Genomic DNA, 23,455 nt, shown 5'->3' with positions numbered 1-23,455 from the left:
TGAAACGGCTCACTTCCCCACGGGCCCCGGCCGGAAGACGCGGAAGAGGATCGCGAGCGAGGGCAGCACGGTGAGCGCGCCCACCCCCAGCGCCACCAGCAGCATGCGCTGCGCGGTGGGGCCCGAGGCGGCGCCGCTCAGCGTGACGTCCGGCACCACGAGGTACGGGTGCTGCGACGCCGCCCACCCGAGGACGATGAGGCCCGCCTGCGTGGCCGCCGCCACGCGAGCCCACTTGAAGCGCCGCGTCCACAGCAGGGCGAACGCCGTCACCGCCGACAGCGCGGTGCCCGCGTGCAGGGCCAGCGCGTACGGCGCGTGCAGCAGGCCCTGCCACACGCGGGGCGCGCCCTCGCGAGCGAAGACGAGCACCGCCAGCGCCGCGAGGAAGACGGCCACACCCGCGCCCAGCGCGCGCCGCCGGAAGTCCTCGCGCAGCTCCGACGTAGGAGCCTCGTGCGTGAGGTACACCGCCGCCAGGAAGGCGAAGAGACACAGCGCCAGCGCGCCCACCACCCACGCGAAAGGGGTGAGCCACGGCCCGAAGAAGCCGCTCACCACCGCGCGGCCCTCCACGCGGATGTCGCCGCCCACCACCGCGGCCACGCACATCCCCAGCAGCAGCGGCGCGATGACGCTGGCGATGCTGAAGACGAGCCCCCACTGCCGCTGCGCCGTGTCCCCGCGCGTGTCGTACGTGCGGAAGGTGAAGGCGGCGCCCCGGAAGACGATGCCCAGCAGCAGCAGCGTCAGCGGCACGTGCAGCGCCACGCTGAGCACCGCGAAGGCGCGCGGGAAGCCGGCGAACAGCAGCACCACGCCGACGATGAGCCAGATGTGATTCACCTCCCACACCGGGCCCAGCGCGTGGGCAATGAGCGCCCGCTGCTCCTGCTTGCGCGGGCCGGAGGCGAGCAAATCCCAGACACCGCCGCCGAAGTCCGCGCCGCCGAAGAGCGCGTAGAGGACGAACGTCCCCGCCACCGCGAAGCCCAGCAACAGCTCAGTGGACATGGGCGCCACCTCCGCTCGCGAGGCCAGGCCGGCCCGGCAGCGTGCCCGCCACCTGCCGCACCATCAGGAACACCACGGTGACGCCGAGGAAGAGGTACACGGCGGTGAAGGTCCAGAAGGGCGCGGCCAGGTGCGGCACCGGCGTCACCGCCGTCCCCGTGCGCATGATGCCTCGGACAATCCACGGCTGCCGTCCCCACTCGGTGACGAGCCACCCCGCCTCCAGCGCCACCACCCCGAGCGGCCCCGCCAGCAGCCACGCCCACGTCATCCGCCGCCCGTCAGGCCACGCCTTCTTGCGCCACCGGTGCGCCAGCGTCACCAGCGCGAGCAGCGCCATCAAGCTGCCCGTGCCCACCATGACCTGGAAGGACAGGTGCACCTTCGCCACCGGGGGCCACTCGTCGCGGGGGAAGTCGTTGAGTCCCTTCACCTCCGCGTCCGGGTCCGCGAAGGCGAGGATGGACAGGCCCTTCGGAATCTCGAGGCCGTAGGGCACCGTCCCCGTCTCCACGTCGGGCAGTCCGCCCACCAGGAGCGGCGCGCCGCGCTCCGTCTCGAAGTGGCCCTCCATGGCGGCCAGCTTCACCGGCTGCGCCTTCGCCACGTGCTTCGCGGAGAAGTCGCCCACCACCGGCTGGAGCAGCGCGGTGAGGCACGCGAGCGGCAGCGCCACGGAGAGCGCCTTGCGGTGGAAGTCCGCGCCCGGGTGGCGCAGCAGCACGAAGGCGTGGATGCCCGCCATGGCGAAGGCGCTCGCCTGATAGCAGGAGAGCAGCACGTGCGCCGTCTGGTACTGCCAGCCGGGGCTGAACATGGCCACCAGCGGCTGCACGTCCGTCGGCCCGCCCGGGCCAGGCGTGAAGCCGGACGGGTTGTTCATGAACGTGTTGACCAGCGTGACGAAGAACGCGCTGGCCGCGCCGCTCACCGCCACCATGACGCCGGAGAACAGGTGCAGGCCCGGCGACACGCGCTCGCGCCCGTACAGGTAGATGCCGAGGAAGATGGCCTCGGTGAAGAAGGCCACCCCCTCCAGGCTGAAGGGCAGGCCAATCACCTCGCCGTACTGCCCCATGAACTCGGGCCACAGCAGGCCCAATTCGAAGGACAGCACCGTGCCGCTCACCGCGCCCACCGCGAAGAGGATGGCCGTCCCCTTCGCCAGCTTCTGGCTCAAGAGCCGGTAGTCACCGTCCCCCGTGCGCCGCGCCTTCAAGTCGCTCAGCACCATCAGGACGGGCAGCGCTACACCCGCCGCCGCGAAGACGATGTGGAACGCGAGCGACAGGCCCATCTGCGCCCGCGCATAGAGCAGGTCCGTCATGGACATCAGTCTGCTTTATGCGCGGTTTTGTCGCAATTACGTATTCTACTTCTACCCTCCAGCGTAGTTGGGCTTCTGCCCGACGGGCACCAGTGAGCGCACGGAGTTCTGGGCGATGCGGGTGGCGAGCGCGGTGGCGAAGATGAGCACGAGCTTGCGCCCCAGCTCCGCGCCGAGCGGACGCTGCTTCGCCGCGTAGGCGACGGTCTCCGGGTGCTCCCAGGCGCGCTTGAGGGCGATGCGGCGCTGGCGGCGCAGCAGCTCCTCGCGGTGGCGCGAGCGATAGATGGCGTAGCCCACGCCCAGCCCCACGCCCACCATCGCCAAGGCGCCCACGCCGATGAGGAGGTCTTTGTGCTGCCCCGCCTGGTAGCGCACGCTGAGCGCGCGCTCGCGGCGGCGGTCCAGCTCCTCGAGCGTCAGCAGCAGCTCGTCGCGGATGCGGTCCGCCGTCTGTTCCACCTGCTTCCGGTCATCCATGCCCCGGGTGATGTGGTGGTCGGCGTGCCGTTCAATCTCCACCGGCCCGCCAGCCTCCTTGTCGCGGCCGTTGCCGTTCATTGCAGCGTCTCCCGCGTGAGCTGGTAGTCCATCTTCAGTCGGTCCTGCGTGTGCGCCAGCGGCTTCTTCGGCAGCCGTTTGACACCCAGGAACAGCAGGAGGCCCGAAATCGCCAGCACCGCCACGCCCATCACCAGCACGTTCCAGGGCTCGCTCATCGGAATGGCCAGCCCGGCACCCACGAAGAGGCAGGACAGGGCGATGAGCGACAGCACCGCGCCCACCCCGATGAAGATGCCCGCGGTGCGCGCGGCCTTCAGCTCGTCACGCAGCTCCTTCTTCGCGTGCAGCAGCTCGGCCTTCACCAGCAGGCGGGACTCCGCCAGGGCATGCCGGATGAGCTCCGCCGTGGAGAGCGACTCCAGTTGACTGCGCTCCAGGCGTTCCGATTCGAGGTCCACGACGTGTGCCTCCTGCGATGACTTCGCGGGGTCGCCGTGCGCTCGCATGCCTGGCCGGCACCCATGCGGCCCCGCTCCTTCGCACAAGGTGGGCAGCCGTCGCTCATGGGAGAAGTCCCGGCCCTGTGGGGAGCCATGGCCGCCCGCCTGCCCTCCAGCCAGCGTCCCTACCGGAACCGGACGGAGATCAGCGGCGGCGGTGGTGGGCCAGCGCGGTGGCCAGCGTCTCGCGCACCTGGCGGGCGCGGAAGAGGCGGTCCGCGGTGTCCACGAGGTTCTCCGAGTACAGCACCTGCTTGCGCAGGCGCGCGGGGATGGCGCGGGTGCCCAGGTGCGCGCCGATGAGGGCGCCGGTGAGGGCCGCGGCCACGTCCGCCTCGCCGCCACAGCGCAGCGTGAGGGCCACCGCCTCGCGGAAGTCGTGCGGCACCTTCAGCGCCGCGTACAGCGAGGTGAGCAGCACCGGCACCACGTGCGCCGGCAGCCCGTCCACGCCCTTCAGCTCACTGGGGGGAACACCCACCTTGCGCAGCTGCCCCAGCGCGCGCGCGGTGTCCCACGTCAGAAGGCGCGGCAGGTGGCGCACCTCCTCGGCCAGTCCCTTGTCGTGCACCGCCGCCGCCAGCGCCAGCTCCTCGCAGAAGGCGGCGGGCGTCAGCGCCTCCGCCTCCATGCCCAGCGCGGCGGCCTGCGCGAAGGCGGCGGCGGCCGCGGCGCAGACGGGGTCCTTGTGGGTGATGACGGTGAGCACGCCCGCGTCGTGCGGCAGGCGCGCCCGGTGGCCGCTCTCCAGGAGGCCCACCACCAGCGCGCGGCTGAGCACCGACGGGCACCTGGTGCCCAGCGACGCGCCCGCGCTCATCCACGGCGTGCCGCCGGCCAGCCGCTGCAGCGCGTCCGACAGGCTCTTGGGCGGCTGGAGGATGATGCCCTCCTGCCACAGCCACGCCAGGTGCGCCGCCGCGCTGCGCCCATCCACCTTGCCCTCGCGGATGACGCTCTCCGCCGCGGCGAGCAGCAGCTGCGTGTCGTCGCTGAACTGGCCCTTGGCGAACTTGCCGCGCGGACGGGGCGCGAAGTCATCCGCCAGGTTGGGCAGCCGCGCGAGACTCGCCGGCGGGATGCCGCGCAGCGGGAAGCCGAGCGCATCGCCGATGGCGAGTCCCACGAACGCCGCATGGAACCTGTCCTGGCGCTCGGCGGGAGTCAGCGGCATGGGGTCGTGGAGATTAACCGAGGCTCAGGGCCGGACGGCCAGCGAGAAGCGCGAGAAACGCGCGCACGCCGGAACGAGAAGAAACATGCCGGGGCTTGACGCGCGCACGGCGGGCCAGGTGGTGCACCGCGCCAGCGGCGGACCGTCCCCATACACCATCACCCACGCCGTCATCACCGTCCACCCTCCCCCTCGCGATAGACGCACTCACGCACGTGCGGGGGCGGGCTGACTACCGCAACCAGCACGCGCGCGGCAAGTGCGTGGCCACGCGCGCATCCACGCACCTGCACACGTGTCCAACTCCAGAAGCTTCACGCACGCACGCGTGGCGCACGACGGGTGCACAGGTGGCAGCGGCGCGCGAATGTCGGCACACGCGCGCTGCCCGCATCACGCGTCGTCGCGTCCGAGGTTGACGACGGCCTGCAAACGCGCCAGCACCGCCTGGGCTCCCTGGTGCAGGTGCGTGCCGTCCCACAGCGCGGGCGTGGTGTGGCCCCCCCGCCGGAGCCAGTCCTCTTCCGCCTCGCGAAACGCCACGTTGCGGAAGGCCACGCGGTCCTCGAGCGCATAGTCGACGACGTAGCGCCGCGCCTCGGCGGAGGGCGGGTCGGCGATGCGGTGGAACAGCTCCAGCGTGCCGGACGTCATGTCACCCCGCGCGCGCGGGCAGGAAGAAGTCCGCCAGGTCCGGGCGCGAGCGCTCCAGCAGGTCCGCGAGCGTGTACCCGTCCAGCACGGCGAGGAAGGCCTCGCGCGCCTCGGCCAGCACGCCCTTGAGGCCGCACGCGGGGCTGATGGGGCAGCCGTTGCGCTCGCGGTCGAAGCACTCCACCAGGTGGAAGTCCGGCTCGGCGGCGCGCAGCACCTTGCCCACGTTGATGTCCTTGGGCTCGCGCCCCAGCGTCACGCCCCCCGAGCGCCCCGCGCGCGCGTCCACGAAGCCCTGCCCCGCCAGCGTCTGCACCACCCGCACCAGGTGGTGCTTGGAGATGCCGTACGCGTCCGCCATCTCCTGCGTGGACGTGGGCTTCCCGCGACGGGTGGCGAGGTAGAGCAGGACGCGCAGCGAGTAGTCGGCGTGGAGGGTGAGGTGCACGGTCAGCGGACTCCGGCGGGGGAGTTTGTCACGACCTCCGCCTTGGGAGCGCTCGGCAGGAAGGAGTCCGCGTGGAGGTCCTTCAGCGAGAGCCCCGACAGGAAGAGCTTCTTGCGAAGGGATAGCACCAACTGGGGGTCTCCGCAGAGGTACGCCCGGAAGCCTACCGGCTTCGGACACTCGGTGCGGATGAGCACGTCGAGCGACCCCTCCGCGACGTCCCGGCTGCCGCCCGCCAGCACGCACGGCCGGTAGTGGAGCTGAGGGTGGCGCTCGGCCAGCTCGCGCAGCGCGTCGCGCAGATACAGCCCCTCCGGCACGCGCGCCCCATGGAAGAGCCAGATGGGACCGGAATGACCTGCCTCCAGCGCATCGCGGACGATGCCGTACAGGGGCGCCAGGCCCGTGCCCGTGCCCGCCAGCACGAGCGGCTGCTCGGGGCGGCCCGGGACGTAGAAGCAGCTCCCCACGGGGCCCTGGAGCTGGACGGCGTCACCCGGCCGCGCATCGGCGGCCAGCCAGCCGCTCATCGCGCCGCCCGGGAGGAGGCGCACGTGCAGCTCCAGCTCGCCCTCGCGGGGGAGGCTCGCCACGGAGTAGCTGCGGGCAAGTCCGTCCGCGCGCACCAGCGAGACGTACTGCCCCGCGCGGTACTCGAAGGGCGCGTCGGTGACGAGCCGCACCCGCAGCACGTCCGCGGACAGCAGCGTCAGCGAGGTGATTCGCGCCGGCACCCGCAGCGCTTCCGCGCCCGCCACCTCCAGCTCCGTGCCCTCCGGAGGCCGGCAGGTGCACGCGAGGAAGTAGCCCTGGGCCACGAGCGTGTCCTTCAGCCCCACGCGCGCGGCCTCCGGCACCGTGCCGCGCACCGCCTTCATCAGGCAGGACTGGCAGGCGCCCGCGCGGCAGGAGTTGGGGACGGACACGCCCTGCCGCAGCAGCCCGTCCAGGACGCTCTCTCCCGACTCCAGCGGATACCAGCGCGACTCATGTTTCACCTTCGCCATGGCGAGCCTCGCAAAGTCCTAGCGGTTGAGCACGTCGGCGCGGGCGCTCTCCGCGATGGCCAGCACGCGCGCCACCAGCGGCGCCGCCACGCCGAGCTCCTCCAGCGTCTCCTTGAGGTGGCCCGCCACCGCGTCGAAGTGCATGTCGTTCAGCCCGTGCTTCACGAGGTGCGCGTGCCCCGCACGCATGTCCCGGCCCGAGTAGCTCGACGGCCCACCCGTCACCATGGTGAGGAACGCCTTCTGCTTGGCCGCCTGGCGCTCCATGTCCACGTCCTCGAAGAAGTGGCTGATGCGGTCGTCCGTGAGGACCTTCCGGTAGAAGACCTCCACCGCCGCCGCCATCGCCGGCTCCCCGCCAATCTGCTCGTAGACGCTCTTCATCGCCGCCGCCGTGTCCATGTCATTCGCTCCTTCGCGCCCGGCTGGGGCGCTAAATGATGCATACCAAATGCATTTTAAATGCCGCGCCGTCAACCCGACGGTGGAGCCTGGAGCAAGCAGGCTGTCCATGCGCAGAAGCTGCGCGCGCGTCAGGTCTCCGCGCGGAAGTTGCGCCCGAGGCCCGGCCCGGTGCCGGCGTAGTGGCGGAACACGTAGAGGAGCGGCTGCCAGCGCGTCACGTCGACGTACGAGGTGCCGGGCACGGTGATGTCCTCGTGCGCGTGGACGCGGGTGACGCGCACCTCGGCGATGCAGAAGGAGGGCTCGGGCTGCTCGGGCGTGGCGGCGGCGGGGCGCACGTCCAGCAGCACGGCCTCCAATTGCAGCGGACACTCGCCCACGCGGGGCGGGGCCACGGTGTCCGACGGCAGCGGGGTGAGGCCCGCGCGCTCGAACTTGCGAGGCTCGAAGACGTAGCCCATGTCGCGCTTCGCCTCCGGCACGGGGTTGCGCCCCGTGGTGGGAGCCAGCTGCTCCACCTGGGGCCAGAGCGCCGCGGAGGGCAGGTTCACCACCGCCTCGCGCGTGCGCTCCAGGTTGGCGAGCCCCTGCCCCAGCCGTCCCAGCCCCAGCACCAGCCGGTCATCCAGCGCCCACACGGACGACAGCGGCGAGAGGTTGGGTGTGCCGTCGGCATGCAGGGTGCTGAGGAGCGCCACCGGCGTTCCGAAGTAGAGGATGCGGGGAGCAATCACGCGGTGCTTCGGCAGCTCGTTCATGCCCCCTTCCCTACGGGCCGCGCGCGGGGAATGGTTCGGCGCGCGCCGAAACGTCCGCGCGCCCGCGTCCCCCACGCTTCGGAGCCATGGCCCACCCGCTCGACCTCGCGCTGATTGCCCACCTCATCGGCGAGCCCGCCCGCGCGGGGATGCTCTCGCGCCTCCTCGAAGGCCCCGCGCGCACCGCGGGCGAACTGGCGCGCGAGGTGGGCCTGTCGCCGCAGACGGTGAGCGGGCACCTGTCGCAGCTGCTCGAGGGAGGACTCGTGCGCGTGGAGGCGCAGGGCCGCCACCGCTACTACCGCCTCGCCGGGCCGGACGTAGCGCGCGCGCTGGAGGCACTGAGCCTGCTCGCGCCCACGCGCGCGGCGCCGGTGAAGGTGCCCTCGCCGCTGCGCTTCGCGCGCACGTGCTACGACCACCTGGCGGGGAAGCTCGGCGTGGACCTGGCGGAGGCGCTGGAGGGGCGCGGCTACCTGGAGGCGTCCGAGGAGACGTGGGCGCTCACCCCGGCGGGGGAGCACTTCCTGGAGCGGCTGGGCGTGGAAGCCGGCGCGCTGTCCCGGGGACGCAGGGCCTTCGCGCGCCGCTGCCTGGACTGGAGCGAGCGCCGGGCCCACGTGGGTGGGGCCCTGGGCGCCGCGCTGGCGGAGCGCCTCTTCGCGCTGCGCTGGATTGCGCGCCGCACGGAGGGCCGCGGGGTGCGGCTCACCGTGGAAGGCCGGCGCGGCTTCGACCGGGAGCTGGGACTGTCCTGGCCGTGAGGTGAAGCGGGAGGACTAGCCGCGCGGCATGCCGGCGGCGCCGATGCGGGCCGCCTCGCGGCGCACCGTGGCCTGCTCCAGCTCGAAGCGCGCGTCCTCGGCGGACAGGCCCTTCATGCGCTCCTGCGCCTCGGCCATGCGGCGGCGGGCGCCCTCCACGTCGATGCCGGCCACGGGCTCGGCCGCGTCGGCGAGCACCAGCACCTTGTCGTTGCCCACCTCCACGAAGCCGCCCGCGACGAAGTAGGACTCGCGCCGGCCGGCGTCGATGAGCGTCAGCGGGCCCGGCTCCATCAGCGACAGGAACGGGGTGTGGCCCGGGCGCACGCCGAACAGGCCCAGGCCGCCGGGGACGATGGCCTCGTCGGCCTGCACCGACAGGATGCGCTTCTCGGGGGTGACAATCTCCACAGTCAGCTTGGCCATGAGGCTCCTCGCACTACCGCATCAGAACGTGAGCCGTTGGGTGGTTCCACCCACGGGCTCGAACTCCACCACCCCGGCATCCGTCAGCCGGGGCCCCGTGCCGGGGATGCCGAGCGTGCCCTCCAGCCACTTGAAGTGGTGGGTGAGCTGGCGCACCTCGGAGAGCTGCCGCGTGTTGAGCAGCTCCGTCAGCCGCTTCTCCTGGAGCCGGTTGCCCTTGCTGTCGTACTGCGCCGCCACCGCCACGTTGGCCCACGCGGGCGGACCCTTGGGCCGCTTCTGCTTCTTGCCCTTCACCTTCGGCGGCGGAGGGGGCGGCTTGCCCTTCTCCACCAGCGGCCACAGCACCCAGACGCGCTCGCCGTCGTTGGAGACGAAGAAGAAGTCGTCCACCGTCCCCAGGCACTGCGGAAGCTGCCAGACGGGTCCGCTCTCCTTCGTCACCTCCAGCCGGCACTGCCCCGGTGCGACCTCCACCAGGAACACGCTGAAGAGCCCGTTGGCGCTCACCCGGGTCCTCCCCTTGCGCTCCTCCGCCAGGGCGGGGAGCGCCAGGAACAGCAGGGCCAGGACAAGCGCGCGGCAACGCATGGTCACCTCGGGAGGTGAGGCGAAGCGGGACGACTAGGAGGCCGCCATCTTCCGGGCGTTCTCCACCACCTCGTCGATGGAGCCCGTCATGTAGAAGGCGCCCTCGGGGATGTCGTCGTGCTTGCCCTCGACGATTTCCTTGAAGCCCTGGATGGTGTCCGCCAGCTTCACGTAGCGGCCGTCCTTGCCCGTGAAGACCTTGGCCACGAAGAAGGGCTGCGACAGGAAGCGCTGAATCTTGCGGGCGCGGGCCACCACCAGCTTGTCCTCCTCGGAGAGCTCGTCCATGCCGAGGATGGCGATGATGTCCTGCAGCTCCTTGTACCGCTGGAGCACGCCCTGGACCTTGCGGGCCACCGCGTAGTGGTCCTGGCCGATGACGCCCGGGTCCAGGATGCGGCTGGTGGAGTCCAGCGGGTCCACGGCCGGGAAGATGGCGAGCTCGGCGATGGAGCGGTTGAGCACCGTCGTCGCGTCCAGGTGGGCGAACGCGGTGGCGGGCGCCGGGTCCGTCAGGTCGTCGGCGGGCACGTAGATGGCCTGCACGGACGTGATGGAGCCCTTGGTGGTGGAGGTGATGCGCTCCTGCAGACCGCCCATCTCCGTGGACAGCGTGGGCTGGTAACCCACGGCGCTGGGGATGCGGCCCAGGAGGGCGGACACTTCCGAGCCGGCCTGGGTGAAGCGGAAGATGTTGTCCACGAAGAGGAGCACGTCACGGCCCTCCACGTCGCGGAAGTACTCGGCCATGGTCAGCGCGGAGAGGGCCACGCGGGCGCGGGCACCGGGCGGCTCGTTCATCTGGCCGTACACGAGGACGGCCTGCGAGGCCTCCAGGTTGTCCGTCTGGATGACCTTGGTCTCCTGCATCTCGTGGTACAGGTCGTTGCCCTCGCGGGTGCGCTCGCCCACGCCGGCGAACACGGAGAAGCCACCGCGCTCCACGGCCACGTTGCGGATGAGCTCCTGCAGGAGCACCGTCTTGCCCACGCCGGCGCCGCCGAAGAGGCCAATCTTGCCGCCACGGGTGTAGGGGGCGAGCAGGTCGATGACCTTGATGCCGGTCTCGAACATCTGCACGCGCACGTCCTGCTCCGTGAAGGGCGGAGGCGCGCGGTGGATGGACCAGTACTCCGTCGCCTTCACGGGGCCCATCTCGTCCACCGGCTCACCGGTGACGTTGAGGATGCGGCCCAGGGTGGCCTTGCCGACCGGAACCTGGATGGGGGTGCCCGTGTTGCGCACGGCCATGCCACGGCCGAGGCCCTCGGTGGAGTCCATGGCGATGGTGCGCACCGTGTTCTCGCCCAGGTGCTGCGCCACCTCGAGGGTGAGGTTGTCCGCCTCGGCACCCAGGTTGGGGTTGGTGACCTTCAGGGCCGTGTAGACCTCGGGAAGCCCGCCGGGCGGGAACTCGACGTCGACCACGGGGCCGAGGACCTGGATGACCTTGCCTGCCGTCGGAACTTGAGCGCTCATGGAATTCGTCTTCCTCGCGGGGGGAGCGGCCGGACGCCGCCCCCTTTTAGAATTCGGCCCGGGTGGGAGGGCGCGCCCCCTTTACCGGGGGCATCCCGTAGGGTCAAGCCTCCCGGGCACTTTGAAGTAAGGCGGGCTTAGCGGACCCAAGCGCCAGACGCCACCCTCTTGCCCCACCTTCGTCCGCCAGCCCCGTGGCCGGCCGCCCTGGGGGCTGCCGGAGGGCCTTTTCGGAAAAGCAAAGGGCCCACCCCGATGACACGGAGCGGGCCCTGCGGAGCCACATGCCTGGAGGCGAAGACTACTTCAGCGCCTCGGCGCCGGAGACGATCTCCATCAGCTCCTTGGTGATGACCGCCTGGCGGGTGCGGTTGTAGGTCAGCGTCAGGCTGCCGATCATGTCCGACGCGTTGGAGGTGGCGTTCTCCATGGCGCTCATGCGGGCGCCGTGCTCGCTGGCCACGCTCTCCAGCAGCGCGCGGTAGAGCTTGATGTTGACCGCCTGGGGCACCAGCCGGTTCAGCACGGCCTGACGGTCCGGCTCGTACTTGAAGTCCACCAGGGTGGTGGCGCCCTCGACGGGGGGAGCCTTGCCCTCGGCGCCGAGCGTCTGCAGCGGCAGCAGCTGCGTGACGGTGACCTTCTGGGCGATGGCGGAGACGAACTCGTTGTAGACGATGTGGACCGCGTCCACCTCGCCATTGAGGTAGCTGGCGACCAGCTCCCCGGCCACGTCCGCGGCGGAGCGGTAGTTCAGGCGCTGGTACAGGCCGCCGAAGTCCTTGCGGATGGCCTGGCCGCGGTTGCGGAAGAAGTCGTTGCCCTTGCGGCCCACCGTGGCGAGCCGGATGCTCTCCAGCGCGGTGTTCTCGTAGAGGAACCGGTTGGCGCGGCGGATGACGTTGGAGTTGAAGCCGCCGGCGAGGCCGCGGTCCGAGGTGAGGAGGACCAGCTCCACCTTCTTCACCGGGCGGGCCGCGAGCAGCGGGTGGGTGAGGTTCTCATCACCGGAGCGCGCCGACAGGTCCGCGATGATCTGGTCCAGCATCGTCGCGTAGGGCCGCGCGGCGAGGATGGCGTCCTGCGCCTTCCGGAGCTTCGCGGCGGACACCATCTTCATCGCCTTGGTGATCTGCCGAGTGTTCTTCACCGAGCGGATGCGCTTGCGAATGTCACGAAGGGACGCCATGGGACGGGGAAGCTCCTGTGGGACGTTCAGCCCGCGTCGCCCATGTAAGAGCAGGGGACGGCGGCGGGCCCCCTATATAGGCGGGCCGGGGGCCGGTCAACGGCGGCATGTCGGACCCTGGCGCGGACCCGGGTGGGGCAGGCGGGCGGGCATCCCGGGCTGGCTCCCCGTGGTGGGTGGCCGACTTACCTTCGAAGGGTGCTCACACCCCGCGCGGAGTACCCCATGCCAGCTGCCAACGGTCCCCTGCTCATCGTCGAGGACGATGCGGACATCCGTGAGGCCCTCCAGGGCTACCTGGAGCTCCAGGGCTACGTGGTGCGCGCGGCGAGCAACGGGAAGGAGGCGCTCGAGTACCTGGAGACGCCGCCCCGCCCCGCGCTCATCCTGCTCGACATGGCCCTGCCCGTCATGGACGGCCACCGGGTGCTGACGACGCGCAAGGCGCACAGCGCCCTGGCCGAGGTGCCCGTCATCATCCTGTCCGCGGGCATGGCGGCAATGAACCCACGCGACAGGGCCGTGTACGCGTCCAACTACGACGTGGCGGCCTTCCTGAAGAAGCCGGTGGAGCCCCGACAGCTGCTGGAGGTCATCGAGCGCTACGCACTGAAGTCGTCCGGAGCCCAGGCGGGCACGTCTCCGTGACACGGTGGGGCTTCACGGCCCTTTCCGCAGGCAGGCGGCCGGAACACAATGGCCCCTCCACGGGTGTTCTCGGGGTCCATGAAGCTAGGCGGTGCGAGCAGGGTGTGGGTGCGCAGAGGCCTCCTCGCGCTGGTCGTGTTCGGCCTGGGGCTGCTTGCCCTCTCGCACCTCGTGCGGATGAGCTACGAGGACCGCATCGTGCCCCTCGCGACGGCGCCGGAGGCCCCGGTGGCGCTGGTGTTCGGCGCGGGGCTGGCGCCGGGCGCGGTGCCGTCTCCCGTGCTCGCCCAGCGCCTGGATGCGGCGATTGCCCTGTGGAAGCAGGGGAAGGTGCAGGCGGTGCTGGTGAGCGGGGACCAGACGAAGCCCTTCCACCACGAGACGCGGGCCATGCGGCGCTACCTGCTGGAGCGCGGGGTGCCGGAGGCGGCGGTGCAGGGGGACGAGGCGGGGCTGTCCACGTACGACAGCTGCCTGCGCGCGTACACGGTGTTCGGGGCGAAGCGGGCGCTGCTCGTCACGCAGCGCTTCCACCTGTCGCGGGCGCTGTTCATCGCCAATTCCGTGGGAATCGACGCGTGGGGCGTGGCGGCGGACGAGGGGCGCTCGACGCCCTGGCGGTACACGGTGCGCGAGACGCTGTCGCGCGTGCTGGCGCTGGCCATGGTGCTGCTGGAGGTGGAGCCCGTCTACCCCGCGGGCCGCGCAGCGCTCCCGGAGCGCTGAGTCCCGAGCGAGCGAGGGCAGGCAGGCGGGCGGCGAGAATTGCGGCGAACCCGGCCGGTTCTCATTGTTGACCCGAAGGCAGCCGACCCACCGCGCTTTCTCGAAGGAGATGCCATGCGATTCAAGAAGCTCGGTTCGGAGGACGTGGGCGAGTCGACCTCGCTGCGTCACATGAACCCGGATACCGGTGAGGAGGAGATCAACATCTCCGACCAGGACATGGCGGCGACTCCGCCGCTGGAGGACGAGCCGGACTTCCGCGACATCCTACCGGACCAGATTCACGAGTTCCGCCGGGGCGACGAGGAAGAGGAAGGGCCGGAGCTGACCGCCCAGCCCGACGAGCGCATCCGCCCCATCCGCCGCGACCAGCTCCCGGAGGGGTAGCAACCACGGGCTCGCTGCCCGTGCCGGCAACGGCGCGGGTGCGCGGCTCCGTGGGAGTGAGGACCTGGGCGTCGCGCCGGGCCCGTGCGCTGGAGGTTGAGGTGCGCGGGCTGTGGAGCGCCAGGCGCTGGTGATGTGAGGGCTTTGGGTGGGGCCGAGCACCGATGGGGTGCCCGGCCTCTTTCGCGTCCTGCTCGGGAGCAGTGAAGCGAGGCCGGGGCCGGGCTTCATTGGGCCGCCGGAGCCACGATGCGAGGCCAAGCCTCATCGCGACGCCCGGCCTGGGATGCGAGGCCGGGCCTCACCGCAGCGCCCGGCCCCTGCTATTTCGTTCAACGACCGCGAGTCCCCTTCTTCGCGGCGGCCTTCTTCGCGGCTCCCTTGCGGACGGGCGCCTTCTTCGCGGCCGCTTTCTTCGCGGGAGCCTTCTTCGCGGCGACCTTCTTCGCGGCGACCTTCTTCGCCGCTGCTCCCTTCTTCACAGGAGCCTTCTTCGCGGCGGCCTTCTTCGCGGCGGCCTTCTTCGCGGGAGCCTTCTTCGCGGCGGCCTTCTTCGCGGGAGCCTTCTTCGCGACGGGCTTCTTCGCCGCTGCTCCCTTCTTCGCGACGGGCTTCGTTGCCGCCGCTGCCTTCTTGGCGGCAGCCTTCTTCGCGGGAGCCTTCTTCGCCGCAGCGGGCTGCTTGGAGGCAGGTGCGGCGGCAGCCTTCTTAGCGGCCACGGGCTTCCCGGCGGCCGCCTTCTTCGCGGCGGGACGCTCCGTCGGAGCCAGTGTCACGGCGGGAGGCGCGGTGACGGTGGGCTCCGTAACCGCCTTCTTCGCCACCCTCTTCTTCGCGGCGGCAATCACCTCAGCCCCCTTCACCTCGGGGGCCACAGGTGCGGCAGCGGGCTCTCCAGGAGCCTCCGTGGCGGGAGCCGCTTCGGCGCGGGCCTTCTTCGCGGCCTTCTTCGGCGCGGGCGCGGCAGCGGGAGTCTCGGCTCCAGCGGTCTCCGTCCCCCCGGCTGCCCCCGCGTCACCCGCCGCGGGCGCCGTGGCCTCACCCGTCCCGCTCGCGGCTCGAGGGAGCAGGACTCCCGCCCCTCCGGTGTCCGGGGACCGGGGCTCCGCGCGCCCCACGGGCTTCTCCTTCGCCTTGCTGGCGCCCATCCCTACCGGGCGCGCCGGCTTCTTGGGCTCCGGCTTGGGCTTCTTCCCAGCGAAGGGCCGCTCCTCGTCGCGCCTGCGGCGCGAGTCATCGTCGTACTCGTACGCGAGCTCGCGAACCTCCTCGCCCAGGTCCTCCGCCTCGGCCGCTTCGACCGCTTCAGCCTCCGTCGCGGCACTGTCGGCCTCGCTGCCCTCCTCCTCGTCCGCCTCCGCACCGGACAGCGCCCCCTGCAGCACGGCGTTCATCGCGCGAGCGAACGTGCGCTCACCGAAGCTCTCCACCTCCGCGGGCGGCACCAGCACGTCGAGCATGTCCTTCAGCGTGCGGTACAGCCGCAGCTCCTGCTTCTCGCCGTCCCACGTGCCGTACACCCAGTCCTCGTCACCGAGCGGGTCCATCCAGCCGGGCAGCGGCCCTCCCCCGTCCCCCTGCTCGACCATCGCGGACTTGCGCGCGGTGAACAGGTGACGGTGGAGCCCCTTCAGGCCGATGCGCCACACGCCCGCCGCGGGCAGGCCCACCAGCTTGAGCCGGGACTTCTCCAGGACACTCGCGGACCCTTCCGGCCCGTGCAGTTGGAACAGGTGCACGTCACCGTTGAGCTCCCCGCCATTGAGGGCCTGATAGAGGGCACCCAGCTCCTCGGGGAATGGGACGCCGCACTCCGTCTCCGCCCGGCGGACCTCTTCCGCGGGGACACCGGGTGACGATGCCTTCGCCGACTTCCGCAGTGCCTCCAACCACTCGTGCATGACCCCTCCACGACATCCAGCAGTGACACAACCTTACGGCGGCTGTGCCCTCCTGCGCAGTGCGGGTGTTGGCTTTTGATGACAGCCCGCCACAGATGATCCAACCCCCACGGGCTGACACCGTGATGCCTCCCGAGCGGATATAGGCAAAACCCCTGGCGCGCGGCCTCCCCATCCCTACCTCCCACGGAGGACGGGCCCGGCTTCAGCCCTCATGGGACGGGCACCGGCCCGGCACGCTGCCCGGCGCACCGTGGCCCCGCGACACACCTGATCCACCGGGCCTCGGAATGGGGCCTCCCCAGGCCGGCCGCCCTGCCTCCGACCGAGCCTGGAGGAAGGGCGGGCAATCTCCAGGACAGTGCATAGCCTCCGCCAGCCGTGCGCGGAGGCAACATGGGTCGTGGAGCGGGATGGTGGGTGGCGGGACTCGTGGGCCTGCTGGCGTGCGGGCCGGGAGCCCCCGCGAGCCCACCACCCGGGCCCGTGGACCCGTACCCGACGGTGCAGTCGAGCGTGCCGACCTTCGCGCTGGAGGTGGCTCCGGCCGACATGCAGAAGCTGGAGGCGGACCCGACCTCCGACGCGTCCGTTCCCTGCACGGTGATGCTGGAAGGCGTGAGGGCGACGGGGCGCGTGCGCTACCGGGGCGCGAGCACGCGGGACTTGCCGCAGAAGAGCTACAAAATCGAGCTGGACCCGGGACAGGAATTGGAGGACCGGGACCACTTCGAGCTGCTCGCGAGCTGGCTCGACGGCGGAAAGTTGACGGAGAAGTTCGCGGTGGACCTGTACCAGGCGCTCGGGCTGCCGGTGCCGAGCGCCCGCTACGCGCGGGTCCACGTGAATGGCGAGCCCCAGGGGCTCTACCTGGACATGGAGCACGTGGGGAAGGACTGGCTGAAGCTCCACGGCCACGAGCGCGACGCGTCCATCTACCGCTGCGGCCACCGCAACTGCGAGCTGACGCTCGGGCCCGGCCCGTACCAGGGCAGCTTCGAGAAGAAGACGAACGAGGACACCGGCCGCGAGGACCTGACCGCGTTCCTGGACTGGGTGAACCGGAGCGACGACACGCGTTTCGAGGAGGAGTTGGAGCGCCGGGTGGACGTGGAGGCGTACCTGGGCAACCTCGCGGCGGACGCGCTCATCTCGAACACGCTCATCGAGGACTCGCGCGGCTACTGGGTGCATGCGCTGCACGCGGACCGGTGGACGTACGTGCCGTGGGATTTGAACAACGCGCGGATGCTCTACTGGCGCACGAGGAGTCCGGAGGCCGGGCCCGTGGTGGACCGGTGGCCGCAGTCCTTCACGCTGTATGACCCGGAGGTGCAGGACCTGTTCGAGACGCGCGTGGCGGCGCGGCCCGAGCAGCGGCCCACGTGGAGCGTGCTCGCCACGCGCGTGTGGGACCGGCCGGCGCTGCGGGCGCGGGTGCTCGCGAAGCTGGAGGCGGCGCTCGCGGGGCCGTTCTCCGAGGAGCAGGCCCTGGCCCATATCGACGCGCTGTGGACGGTGGTGGAGCCAGAGCTGAAGAACGACCCGTACGCGTCCGCCGAGCACGTGCAGCGCGCGCGTCGGTTCCTCCAGGACTACGTGCGCGGAAGGCGTGGGTACCTGGCGAAGGAGCTGGAGGCGCTGAGGGCACACGGGGGCGGGCCGCTGGTCATCCGCGAGGTGACGACGGGAGGCGCGGGGTACGTGGAGCTGTACAACCGTGGCACCCAGGCGCTGGAGCTGGGGAGCTACGAGGTGACGAACGACCTGCGGGCGACGGCGCGGCACCGGCTGGAGGCGGGCACGCTGGGGCCGGGGCAGGCGGTGCGGCTGCACCCGCCCTTCACGCTGTCGAGCGACGGGGGCGAGGTGGGGGTGTTCGACGGGGCGCGGCGCTCGGAGGCGACGGGAAGGCCGGTGCTGCACGGGCCGGAGGACGCGGTCTGGTACGGGCCGCTGCCCGCTGGCACGGTGTACGGGCGCAAGAGCGGCGGAGCCAGCGAGGACTTCGAGCGGCGAGCTCCGTGAGCAGGTTGAAGGCGGAGTGAGAGACCGTTAGGCAGGACGCCATGGCACATCCCGTGAGCTACGAGGGGACGGCGGAGAACTTCGACCAGCTGGTCATGGAGCCGAAGGGCGAGCTGGTTGTGGTGGACTTCTGGGGCGACGGCTGCCCGAACTGCGACATCTACGCGGCCGCCGAGCCCATGCTGCTGTCGGAGCTCGACGGCGCGCCGATGCGCGTGGTGAAGGTGAACGCGTACCAGTACGAGGACCTGGCGAAGCGCTTCGGCCTCTTCGGGATTCCGACGTTCCTGCTGTTCCGCGACGGGAAGCTGCTCGGGAAGATGAGCCAGTACTACGGGAAGGAGTACTGGCTCGGCGTGGTGAGGGACCATTTGCCGAAGGCGTGAGCCGACGTTTTAGTTTGTGTCACGCACGGCCCCGGCGGCGACGGGGTCGAAGCCGTCAGGCCAACGGGTCTCATCATCGTAACCGGCCGCGTGTAGCGAGGCGCCTTCAAGCACCGCATCCCTGAAGTTGACGCCATGCAACTGGGCCGCTTGCAATGAAGCTCCCTTCAGGTTGGCACCTACGAACGATGCCCCCCTCAGCCGAGCCCCGTTCAAGTTGGCGGCAGTCAGGCTCGCCCTATCGAACGTCGCGTCAACCCCATCTACCTGCTGCATCATCGCGTCGTCGAGCTTTGCCTCAGCGAAAAGTGAGCCGCGGATCCCCGACCCAATGAGCAGTGCACCTCGTAGGGAGGTCTCGTCGAAGTAGCATTCTGACAGGTCGGCGTTTATCAACCGGGCTCGGTCGAGAATGGCTCGAGAGAAATTTGTGAAGGGGGTTTCCGCGGACGGATTACTCCCCGACCTCAAGGTGGTCCGTGAGAAGTCGGCCTCCTGCAGGTTAGCTTCGCTGAAGTCAGCGCCTCGAATTGTTTGATCCGGCATCGAGGCCCCCACGAGGTACGCCTTACGCGCGCAGATGATGGGCCCGATACGCATCAGCCAAAACCAGGCGAGCATCGACCTCATGGTCAGCTTGTCACGCTGCTTCATGCCGGGGCTGCCCCGGAGAGAGCTCCCGATGGCTAGCACCGCTTCGCGCAGCCAGGGCCGCCTGTCCTCTCGCAGTGACAACTCACGACTACGTCCGCCGCGAGCGTAGTCTGTCGGTACCTCGGGCTCTTCCGACTCGAAACGTGCCTGGGCCCAGTCCAACAGGGAGCGACGCTCGGATTCGCTCAAGCTGAAGGGAGCCGCCGAACGTCGTGGATGCGGCTCTCCGTCCAGCATCTCCAGCAGGAACTCAAACGTTCGATCCTCGCGGCTGAGTAGCCTTCCTCCCAGCAACGGAGCCTCGATGTCCTCCCAACTCCGTGAGGTCGCACGGGCAATTGTCTTCAGCCTGTCCGCCCAGTAGCGCGCCACCAGGAACTCGCGGAAGGACTTGTGGCCAAAGAGAAGCTGGCTTGCGGCCCCGGAGCGCAAGTGGGCCTGGAGCGTCAGGAGCAATCCCACCTGGATCGCTTCGGTGGTCTCGGACGCACTACCATCCACCTGCAACTCATGGACGAGAAGGCTCGTGATGCCGTGCTTCGTGAGCACTTCCGGCTTCCGCGAGGGCTCAATCATCTGACGCTGATCGAGCTTCGTGGCCTCCCAGGCCACTCGGCTCATGAGCCAGAGCATAGCATCCGGCGGCTCGGTCCCCTGCGCCACCATCCCTCTACCCATCAAGTGTCGATGAAGCTCGGCGGACGCCTCGTAGACGTTCTTATGATGCCTGCGGTCCGCCTCATGTTTTCCCCGCGCGATCTGCCAGAAGAACTCCTCGTAAAGGGCGGCGCGGCTTGTGCCAACTTCACGGGGCTGGCCCTTCCAGGTCTGCGCGACCATGAAGAGGAGAATGGGGGTCCTGGCCAACTCGGCCAGTTGCTTCGACTCCAGCTCTTGAGGCGTCGGCCCTTCACCTCCGTTCAAGCCGCGCCATGCTTCGAGCCACGAGGCAAGCTGGGGTTCGGTCCACGGCAGGATCTCGAGTACCGGAATGCCTTGCAGTTCCTGCTCCGCGGGAAGGGCCCCCGGACGAGAGAAGATGATGAAGCGGTGGTGCTCCGAAGCCTCGTCCTTGATGCGCAGGAAGAACGACTCCAGCCGTCGCTCCCCGAGGATGACCTCGTCCAGTCCGTCGAGAATGAAGAGGGCTCGCTGGGTACGGTTTGGGGATGCGAGGGCGGGGTCGTCGAGCTTCAACTTCAAATCCAGCTCGCCGGCTTCACGCTTCCACGCTCTACGCACGAACTCGTCGAGATCAAATCCTTCCTCGGTCAAGTCTTCGGCGCACCGGATGAAGACCGGTATCTCCATTTCTGGGGACGGGGTTCGTGCGTCCAGGTACCTCTGAGCGAGCCGCTGCGCCAGCGACCGCGCAGTGAGTGACTTCCCCATTCCAAAGTCTGCACGGACAACGACGACATTCGTCTTCGAAGCGCCGAGCCACTGTTCAATCAGGGCGAGCACCGGCTCCCGTGGCTCGTTTTCCCGCCGCACCTTCTTCGCGAGGCAGGCGTCAGGCTCGACGTACATCTTCGCGAGCGGCATGAACGGAATGGGGTCATCCGCGGACCTGTCACGCCGCTCCAGATTGCCGAAGGTATGGCGCTCGCCCCATTCGGCCATGTCCCGCAGGAGCAGCTCGCGCAGCATGCGTGCGCGGTAATCGCCAGCCACGCCGGCCACATACTGCTGAAGCTTCTGACCTTCTGGAGACGCCAGCACCTGCTGATAGGCGAGGAGGAAGTCACGCTCGAACGCCAGCCGTCCCTTCTCCAAGTCGAGCAGCGGGATTCTTCCTTCGTCCCCCTCGTCGAGCTTCGGGTTGGAGAAGGCCTCCCAGAGCGCCCGGTAGTACGGAGTCGCGAGGGGCTCGTCGATGACGGCTGCGTCCCTCACGCCCGCCACGCTCGCGGGCAGGTCTCCCGGCTGTAACAGGGAGGGGCCCCCGAACTTCGGAAGCGAACCGACGGCGAGCTTCACTCGGAGGTCAATCTCCTCCGCCCGCTCACGCTGCTCCCTGCCCATGAAGCGCCGGAACCCACGAGGCACCAACTGCTTGTTGAACGCCCACTGCCGTCCGAGCGCATGGCCGAAGCACTGCGTGATGACGCCGAAGTGCAGGGCCGCCATGTCCGAGAGCTGCCCGGAGCTCTTTCCTCCCAGGTCTCCCAGCAGGTCCGTCGCCAGACGTATCGCAGTGATTTCCTTGCTGCTGATGCCCTCTTCCTTGAAGGCATCCCATGCGGCCATCCCCATCTGCAGCAGCTTGCTGAGGACCTTGATGGAACCGAGCGCGTCGAACATGGACATCCCCCTCACTCCAGCTCCTTCAGCTCCGTCTCGGCCCACTCCCGGTAACGGGGAATGGGCTCGCTCGCGATGTACTCCGCCAGCACCTTGCGCGCGCCATCGGCGTCTCCCGCCTCTTGGAGGTCGCGCACATCAGCGAGCGTACTGGAGTACCGCTTCCCGCCTTCCCTGACCCGGCGATGGACTTCCCGCACCAGCGCCGCTGTACCCTCGGGCGTCCGCAAGGAGGTGTAGACCTCCGCCTCGGCAATCGTCATCTGCAGCGCGACGGATTGCACCTGCGCGCGGTCCTCACCGGGAAGCTCCAGCCTGCCTTCCGGAGAGATCCACCGCTCCATCTCAATGACGTTTTCCCATGCAGGTACTCGCGGTCTCACTTTGCCCCCCGGTGAAGCCAGCACCCCAGCGGCTTGCCAATATGGCGCCAGCAGCCTAACGCGAGAATGCACAGACACAGTCCACCCGTGATGGACAGACAGCGATGGAGTCAGGTGCGACTCACGCCCGCAGCACGGTGACCTTACGGCCCGAGGGCGCCTGCGCCTGCTCGAAGCGCGTGCGTGAGTCGGCGTCCCCCGCCTCCCTGCGCCGGTCGAAGATGACGAGTACGCCCGTGTCGAGGCTCAGCCGCTCCAGGTACTCATCGAGCTGGGCGAGCCCCTTCGCCAGCGGGTCCTTCTCCCCGTCCCGCCACACCTTCAGCTCCATCGCCTGGCGCTGCCAGCGGCGCTGGCCAGCCTCGGTATAGGGCCAGCGCACCAGCAGGTCGATGCGGCCCCGGCCCACGCCGTACTCCCGGTCCACGAAGCCGCCGCCGTTGACGACCCGGTGGAGGAAGGCCATGAGCACCAGTTGCGGCGCGACCTCGTGGTACGAGAGTCCGGCGGTCAGCACCTCTCCGTGCTCGCGCCAGAAGGCGGCGAACTCGCGCAGCAGCCGGTCGAAGTCCAGCCGGCCGTCCGGCAGGACGAAGCTGCGCGGCTCGGCCTGCACCTGCAGTTCGGCGTCTCCCGCGAGCACCCGGGCAATCACCTCGCGGTAGATGGGATTCGCGATTCGCACCGGGTTGTCCGGCGCGAGCAGCCCCAGGTCCCGCGCGTACTGCACGTCATCCTGGTAGCTGTCTCCAGATGTCAGCGTTCCCGCGAGCACGGGCTCGAGCACTCGGCGGATGCGCGGCTCGTGCAGGCGCGCCACCAGCGAGTCGAGATGCGTGACCCGCGTGTAGATGAGCCGCTCCTTGGCGGACTCCACATGCTCGCCGGTGATGGGCTCACCCACGGGCACCCGCAGCTCCTCGATGACTTCCCGGGCGAGGGCATTGACGAGCCAGGGCTGGCCGGCGGTCAGCTCGAAGGCACGCGCCATCGCCGGCTCGGTGAAGACCTGGCCGGTGTCCGCGGTGTGCTGTCGATACAGCTCCGCCACTTCCTCCGCGTCGAAGTCCCCCAACCGGAGCGAGGCGAGCTTGATGTTGAAGGGACTCGCGGTGCCGAGCCGGTCGGCATCGCCTCCGCTGGCGGCCTTGTAGTCGCGAACATCCCGCAGACCACACAGGACGACGGACGCGGGGAAGGCGTGGGGCCTGTTGGGGAAACCGCTCCGCAACTGACGCAGCACGCTGATGAGGCTCTGCCCTCGCAAAGCATCAATCTCATCGAGGAACAGCACCAGCGGGCGCGGACAGACGCTCGCCCAGGCTGACAGCGCCGTGCCCAGGAGCAGGCTGTCGGGAGCTTCAGGGAAGGGAGGCGGCTGGAGCTCGGGCGGAAGGAAGTGCCCGGCACCGAGACGCAGGTTCGCCAAGATGGCCCGCTGCGCCTCACCGAAGTCGTCACCGGCTGCCTCACCGACCTCGCAGGAGAAGTAGAGCGCGGCGTAGCGGCTGGAGGCAGTCAGCTGCTCCGCCAGAGCCCGGAGCGCCGTCGTCTTCCCCGTCTGCCGGGGCGCGCGGACCATGAAGTAGCCGAGCTGCTCGACCAGCCCCGGCGCCTCGGGAAGTCGGCGCTCGGCGGGAATCATGTAGTGCCAATCCGGACGGCAGGGGCCCGCGATGTTGAAGCGGCGCGGCATGGACACAACCTGCACCGAGCAGAGAGTCAGCGCAAGGAAGCACGGGGCTGGCAGGTTCCGCACTGTGCCTGTTGACGAGTCCACTCACTCTGCGGCGGTCGG

At 69.9% G+C, this 23,455-nt stretch carries 24 protein-coding genes; 6 read left to right on the top strand and 18 right to left on the bottom strand.

Annotation, left to right across the window (positions count from 1 at the left end):
- Positions 1 to 9: 9 nt before the first annotated feature.
- From G4D86_RS09950 to G4D86_RS09905, 10 genes are all read right to left on the bottom strand, one after another.
- Complete coding sequence (locus G4D86_RS09950; RefSeq protein ID WP_205519515.1) at positions 10 to 1,014, bottom strand: cytochrome d ubiquinol oxidase subunit II; 1,005 nt, start codon at positions 1,012 to 1,014, stop codon at positions 10 to 12.
- Entirely contained in the window at positions 1,004 to 2,341 is a 1,338-nt protein-coding gene (locus tag G4D86_RS09945) for a cytochrome ubiquinol oxidase subunit I (protein ID WP_205519514.1), read from the bottom strand. The genes G4D86_RS09950 and G4D86_RS09945 overlap by 11 nt, the downstream gene beginning before the upstream one ends.
- A 51-nt stretch (positions 2,342 to 2,392) precedes the next feature.
- Positions 2,393 to 2,902, bottom strand: a complete 510-nt coding sequence (locus tag G4D86_RS09940) for a hypothetical protein (RefSeq protein WP_163991957.1) — start codon at positions 2,900 to 2,902, stop codon at positions 2,393 to 2,395.
- Complete coding sequence (locus G4D86_RS09935) at positions 2,899 to 3,303, bottom strand: phage holin family protein (RefSeq protein WP_163991955.1); 405 nt, start codon at positions 3,301 to 3,303, stop codon at positions 2,899 to 2,901. The genes G4D86_RS09940 and G4D86_RS09935 overlap by 4 nt, the downstream gene beginning before the upstream one ends.
- 187 nt (positions 3,304 to 3,490) lie before the next feature.
- Positions 3,491 to 4,519, bottom strand: a complete 1,029-nt coding sequence (locus tag G4D86_RS09930) for an ADP-ribosylglycohydrolase family protein (protein ID WP_163991953.1) — start codon at positions 4,517 to 4,519, stop codon at positions 3,491 to 3,493.
- A gap of 393 nt (positions 4,520 to 4,912) precedes the next feature.
- Positions 4,913 to 5,173: a hypothetical protein gene (locus G4D86_RS09925; RefSeq protein ID WP_163991950.1), complete on the bottom strand. Its 261-nt coding sequence runs from the start codon at positions 5,171 to 5,173 to the stop codon at positions 4,913 to 4,915.
- 1 nt (position 5,174) lies between these two features.
- Positions 5,175 to 5,621 (bottom strand): RrF2 family transcriptional regulator, encoded by a 447-nt coding sequence (locus G4D86_RS09920; RefSeq protein ID WP_163991948.1) that lies wholly within the window; start codon positions 5,619 to 5,621, stop codon positions 5,175 to 5,177.
- Between the two features lie 2 nt (positions 5,622 to 5,623).
- Entirely contained in the window at positions 5,624 to 6,628 is a 1,005-nt protein-coding gene (locus tag G4D86_RS09915) for an FAD-binding oxidoreductase (protein ID WP_163991946.1), read from the bottom strand.
- Positions 6,629 to 6,646: 18 nt separating this feature from the next.
- The gene (locus tag G4D86_RS09910) at positions 6,647 to 7,030 is read right to left on the bottom strand and encodes a group I truncated hemoglobin (RefSeq protein WP_240360148.1); all 384 of its coding nucleotides are present in this window, start codon (positions 7,028 to 7,030) and stop codon (positions 6,647 to 6,649) included.
- A 131-nt stretch (positions 7,031 to 7,161) separates the two neighbouring features.
- Positions 7,162 to 7,791, bottom strand: a complete 630-nt coding sequence (locus G4D86_RS09905) for a flavin reductase family protein (protein ID WP_163991944.1) — start codon at positions 7,789 to 7,791, stop codon at positions 7,162 to 7,164.
- A gap of 86 nt (positions 7,792 to 7,877) precedes the next feature.
- Here G4D86_RS09905 and G4D86_RS09900 point away from each other — a divergent pair, with 86 nt between their 5' ends.
- On the top strand, positions 7,878 to 8,555 hold the full coding sequence (locus tag G4D86_RS09900; protein ID WP_163991942.1) for an ArsR/SmtB family transcription factor: 678 nt from the start codon (positions 7,878 to 7,880) through the stop codon (positions 8,553 to 8,555).
- Between the two features lie 15 nt (positions 8,556 to 8,570).
- Here the strand turns inward: G4D86_RS09900 and G4D86_RS09895 are convergent, their stop codons facing one another.
- From G4D86_RS09895 to atpG, 4 genes are all read right to left on the bottom strand, one after another.
- On the bottom strand, positions 8,571 to 8,981 hold the full coding sequence (locus G4D86_RS09895) for a F0F1 ATP synthase subunit epsilon (RefSeq protein WP_163991940.1): 411 nt from the start codon (positions 8,979 to 8,981) through the stop codon (positions 8,571 to 8,573).
- 21 nt (positions 8,982 to 9,002) lie between these two features.
- The gene (locus G4D86_RS09890; RefSeq protein ID WP_163991937.1) at positions 9,003 to 9,572 is read right to left on the bottom strand and encodes a hypothetical protein; all 570 of its coding nucleotides are present in this window, start codon (positions 9,570 to 9,572) and stop codon (positions 9,003 to 9,005) included.
- A gap of 33 nt (positions 9,573 to 9,605) precedes the next feature.
- Positions 9,606 to 11,051 carry a F0F1 ATP synthase subunit beta gene (gene atpD, locus G4D86_RS09885; RefSeq protein ID WP_163991935.1) on the bottom strand — a complete coding sequence of 482 codons (1,446 nt, stop codon included), beginning with the start codon at positions 11,049 to 11,051 and terminating at the stop codon, positions 9,606 to 9,608.
- A 301-nt stretch (positions 11,052 to 11,352) separates the two neighbouring features.
- Entirely contained in the window at positions 11,353 to 12,240 is an 888-nt protein-coding gene (gene atpG / locus G4D86_RS09880; RefSeq protein WP_163991933.1) for an ATP synthase F1 subunit gamma, read from the bottom strand.
- 225 nt (positions 12,241 to 12,465) lie between these two features.
- Here atpG and G4D86_RS09875 point away from each other — a divergent pair, with 225 nt between their 5' ends.
- The 3 genes from G4D86_RS09875 (at position 12,466) to G4D86_RS09865 (ending at position 14,001) form a co-directional block, all read left to right on the top strand.
- The gene (locus G4D86_RS09875) at positions 12,466 to 12,888 is read left to right on the top strand and encodes a response regulator (RefSeq protein ID WP_163991931.1); all 423 of its coding nucleotides are present in this window, start codon (positions 12,466 to 12,468) and stop codon (positions 12,886 to 12,888) included.
- A gap of 48 nt (positions 12,889 to 12,936) precedes the next feature.
- On the top strand, positions 12,937 to 13,614 hold the full coding sequence (locus G4D86_RS09870) for a SanA/YdcF family protein (RefSeq protein ID WP_163991930.1): 678 nt from the start codon (positions 12,937 to 12,939) through the stop codon (positions 13,612 to 13,614).
- A gap of 114 nt (positions 13,615 to 13,728) precedes the next feature.
- On the top strand, positions 13,729 to 14,001 hold the full coding sequence (locus G4D86_RS09865) for a hypothetical protein (protein ID WP_163991928.1): 273 nt from the start codon (positions 13,729 to 13,731) through the stop codon (positions 13,999 to 14,001).
- Between the two features lie 332 nt (positions 14,002 to 14,333).
- Here G4D86_RS09865 and G4D86_RS09860 read toward each other — a convergent pair whose 3' ends face one another.
- Positions 14,334 to 15,902, bottom strand: coding sequence for an SMI1/KNR4 family protein (locus G4D86_RS09860; protein ID WP_163991926.1), 1,569 nt, complete (start codon positions 15,900 to 15,902; stop codon positions 14,334 to 14,336).
- Positions 15,903 to 16,298: 396 nt separating this feature from the next.
- Between G4D86_RS09860 and G4D86_RS09855 the strand changes: the two genes are divergently transcribed.
- Together G4D86_RS09855 and G4D86_RS09850 are read left to right on the top strand one after the other, a co-directional pair.
- Positions 16,299 to 17,930 (top strand): CotH kinase family protein, encoded by a 1,632-nt coding sequence (locus G4D86_RS09855; RefSeq protein WP_163991923.1) that lies wholly within the window; start codon positions 16,299 to 16,301, stop codon positions 17,928 to 17,930.
- 41 nt (positions 17,931 to 17,971) lie between these two features.
- Positions 17,972 to 18,316: a thioredoxin family protein gene (locus G4D86_RS09850; RefSeq protein ID WP_163991921.1), complete on the top strand. Its 345-nt coding sequence runs from the start codon at positions 17,972 to 17,974 to the stop codon at positions 18,314 to 18,316.
- Between the two features lie 9 nt (positions 18,317 to 18,325).
- On the opposite strand, the gene G4D86_RS09845 is transcribed toward G4D86_RS09850, so the two are convergent.
- The 3 genes from G4D86_RS09845 to G4D86_RS09835 form a co-directional block, all read right to left on the bottom strand.
- Positions 18,326 to 21,280: an NACHT domain-containing protein gene (locus tag G4D86_RS09845; protein ID WP_163991919.1), complete on the bottom strand. Its 2,955-nt coding sequence runs from the start codon at positions 21,278 to 21,280 to the stop codon at positions 18,326 to 18,328.
- A gap of 5 nt (positions 21,281 to 21,285) precedes the next feature.
- Positions 21,286 to 21,657, bottom strand: a complete 372-nt coding sequence (locus tag G4D86_RS09840) for a DUSAM domain-containing protein (RefSeq protein ID WP_275899101.1) — start codon at positions 21,655 to 21,657, stop codon at positions 21,286 to 21,288.
- Between the two features lie 121 nt (positions 21,658 to 21,778).
- Entirely contained in the window at positions 21,779 to 23,353 is a 1,575-nt protein-coding gene (locus G4D86_RS09835) for an ATP-binding protein (protein ID WP_163991915.1), read from the bottom strand.
- Between the last annotated feature and the right edge of the window lie 102 nt (positions 23,354 to 23,455).

It is taken from the genome of Pyxidicoccus caerfyrddinensis, from assembly GCF_010894405.1.
Lineage (GTDB): Bacteria > Myxococcota > Myxococcia > Myxococcales > Myxococcaceae > Myxococcus > Myxococcus caerfyrddinensis.
Note: the sequence above shows the minus strand (reverse complement) of the source record. Positions and strands in the feature narration are given on the sequence as shown.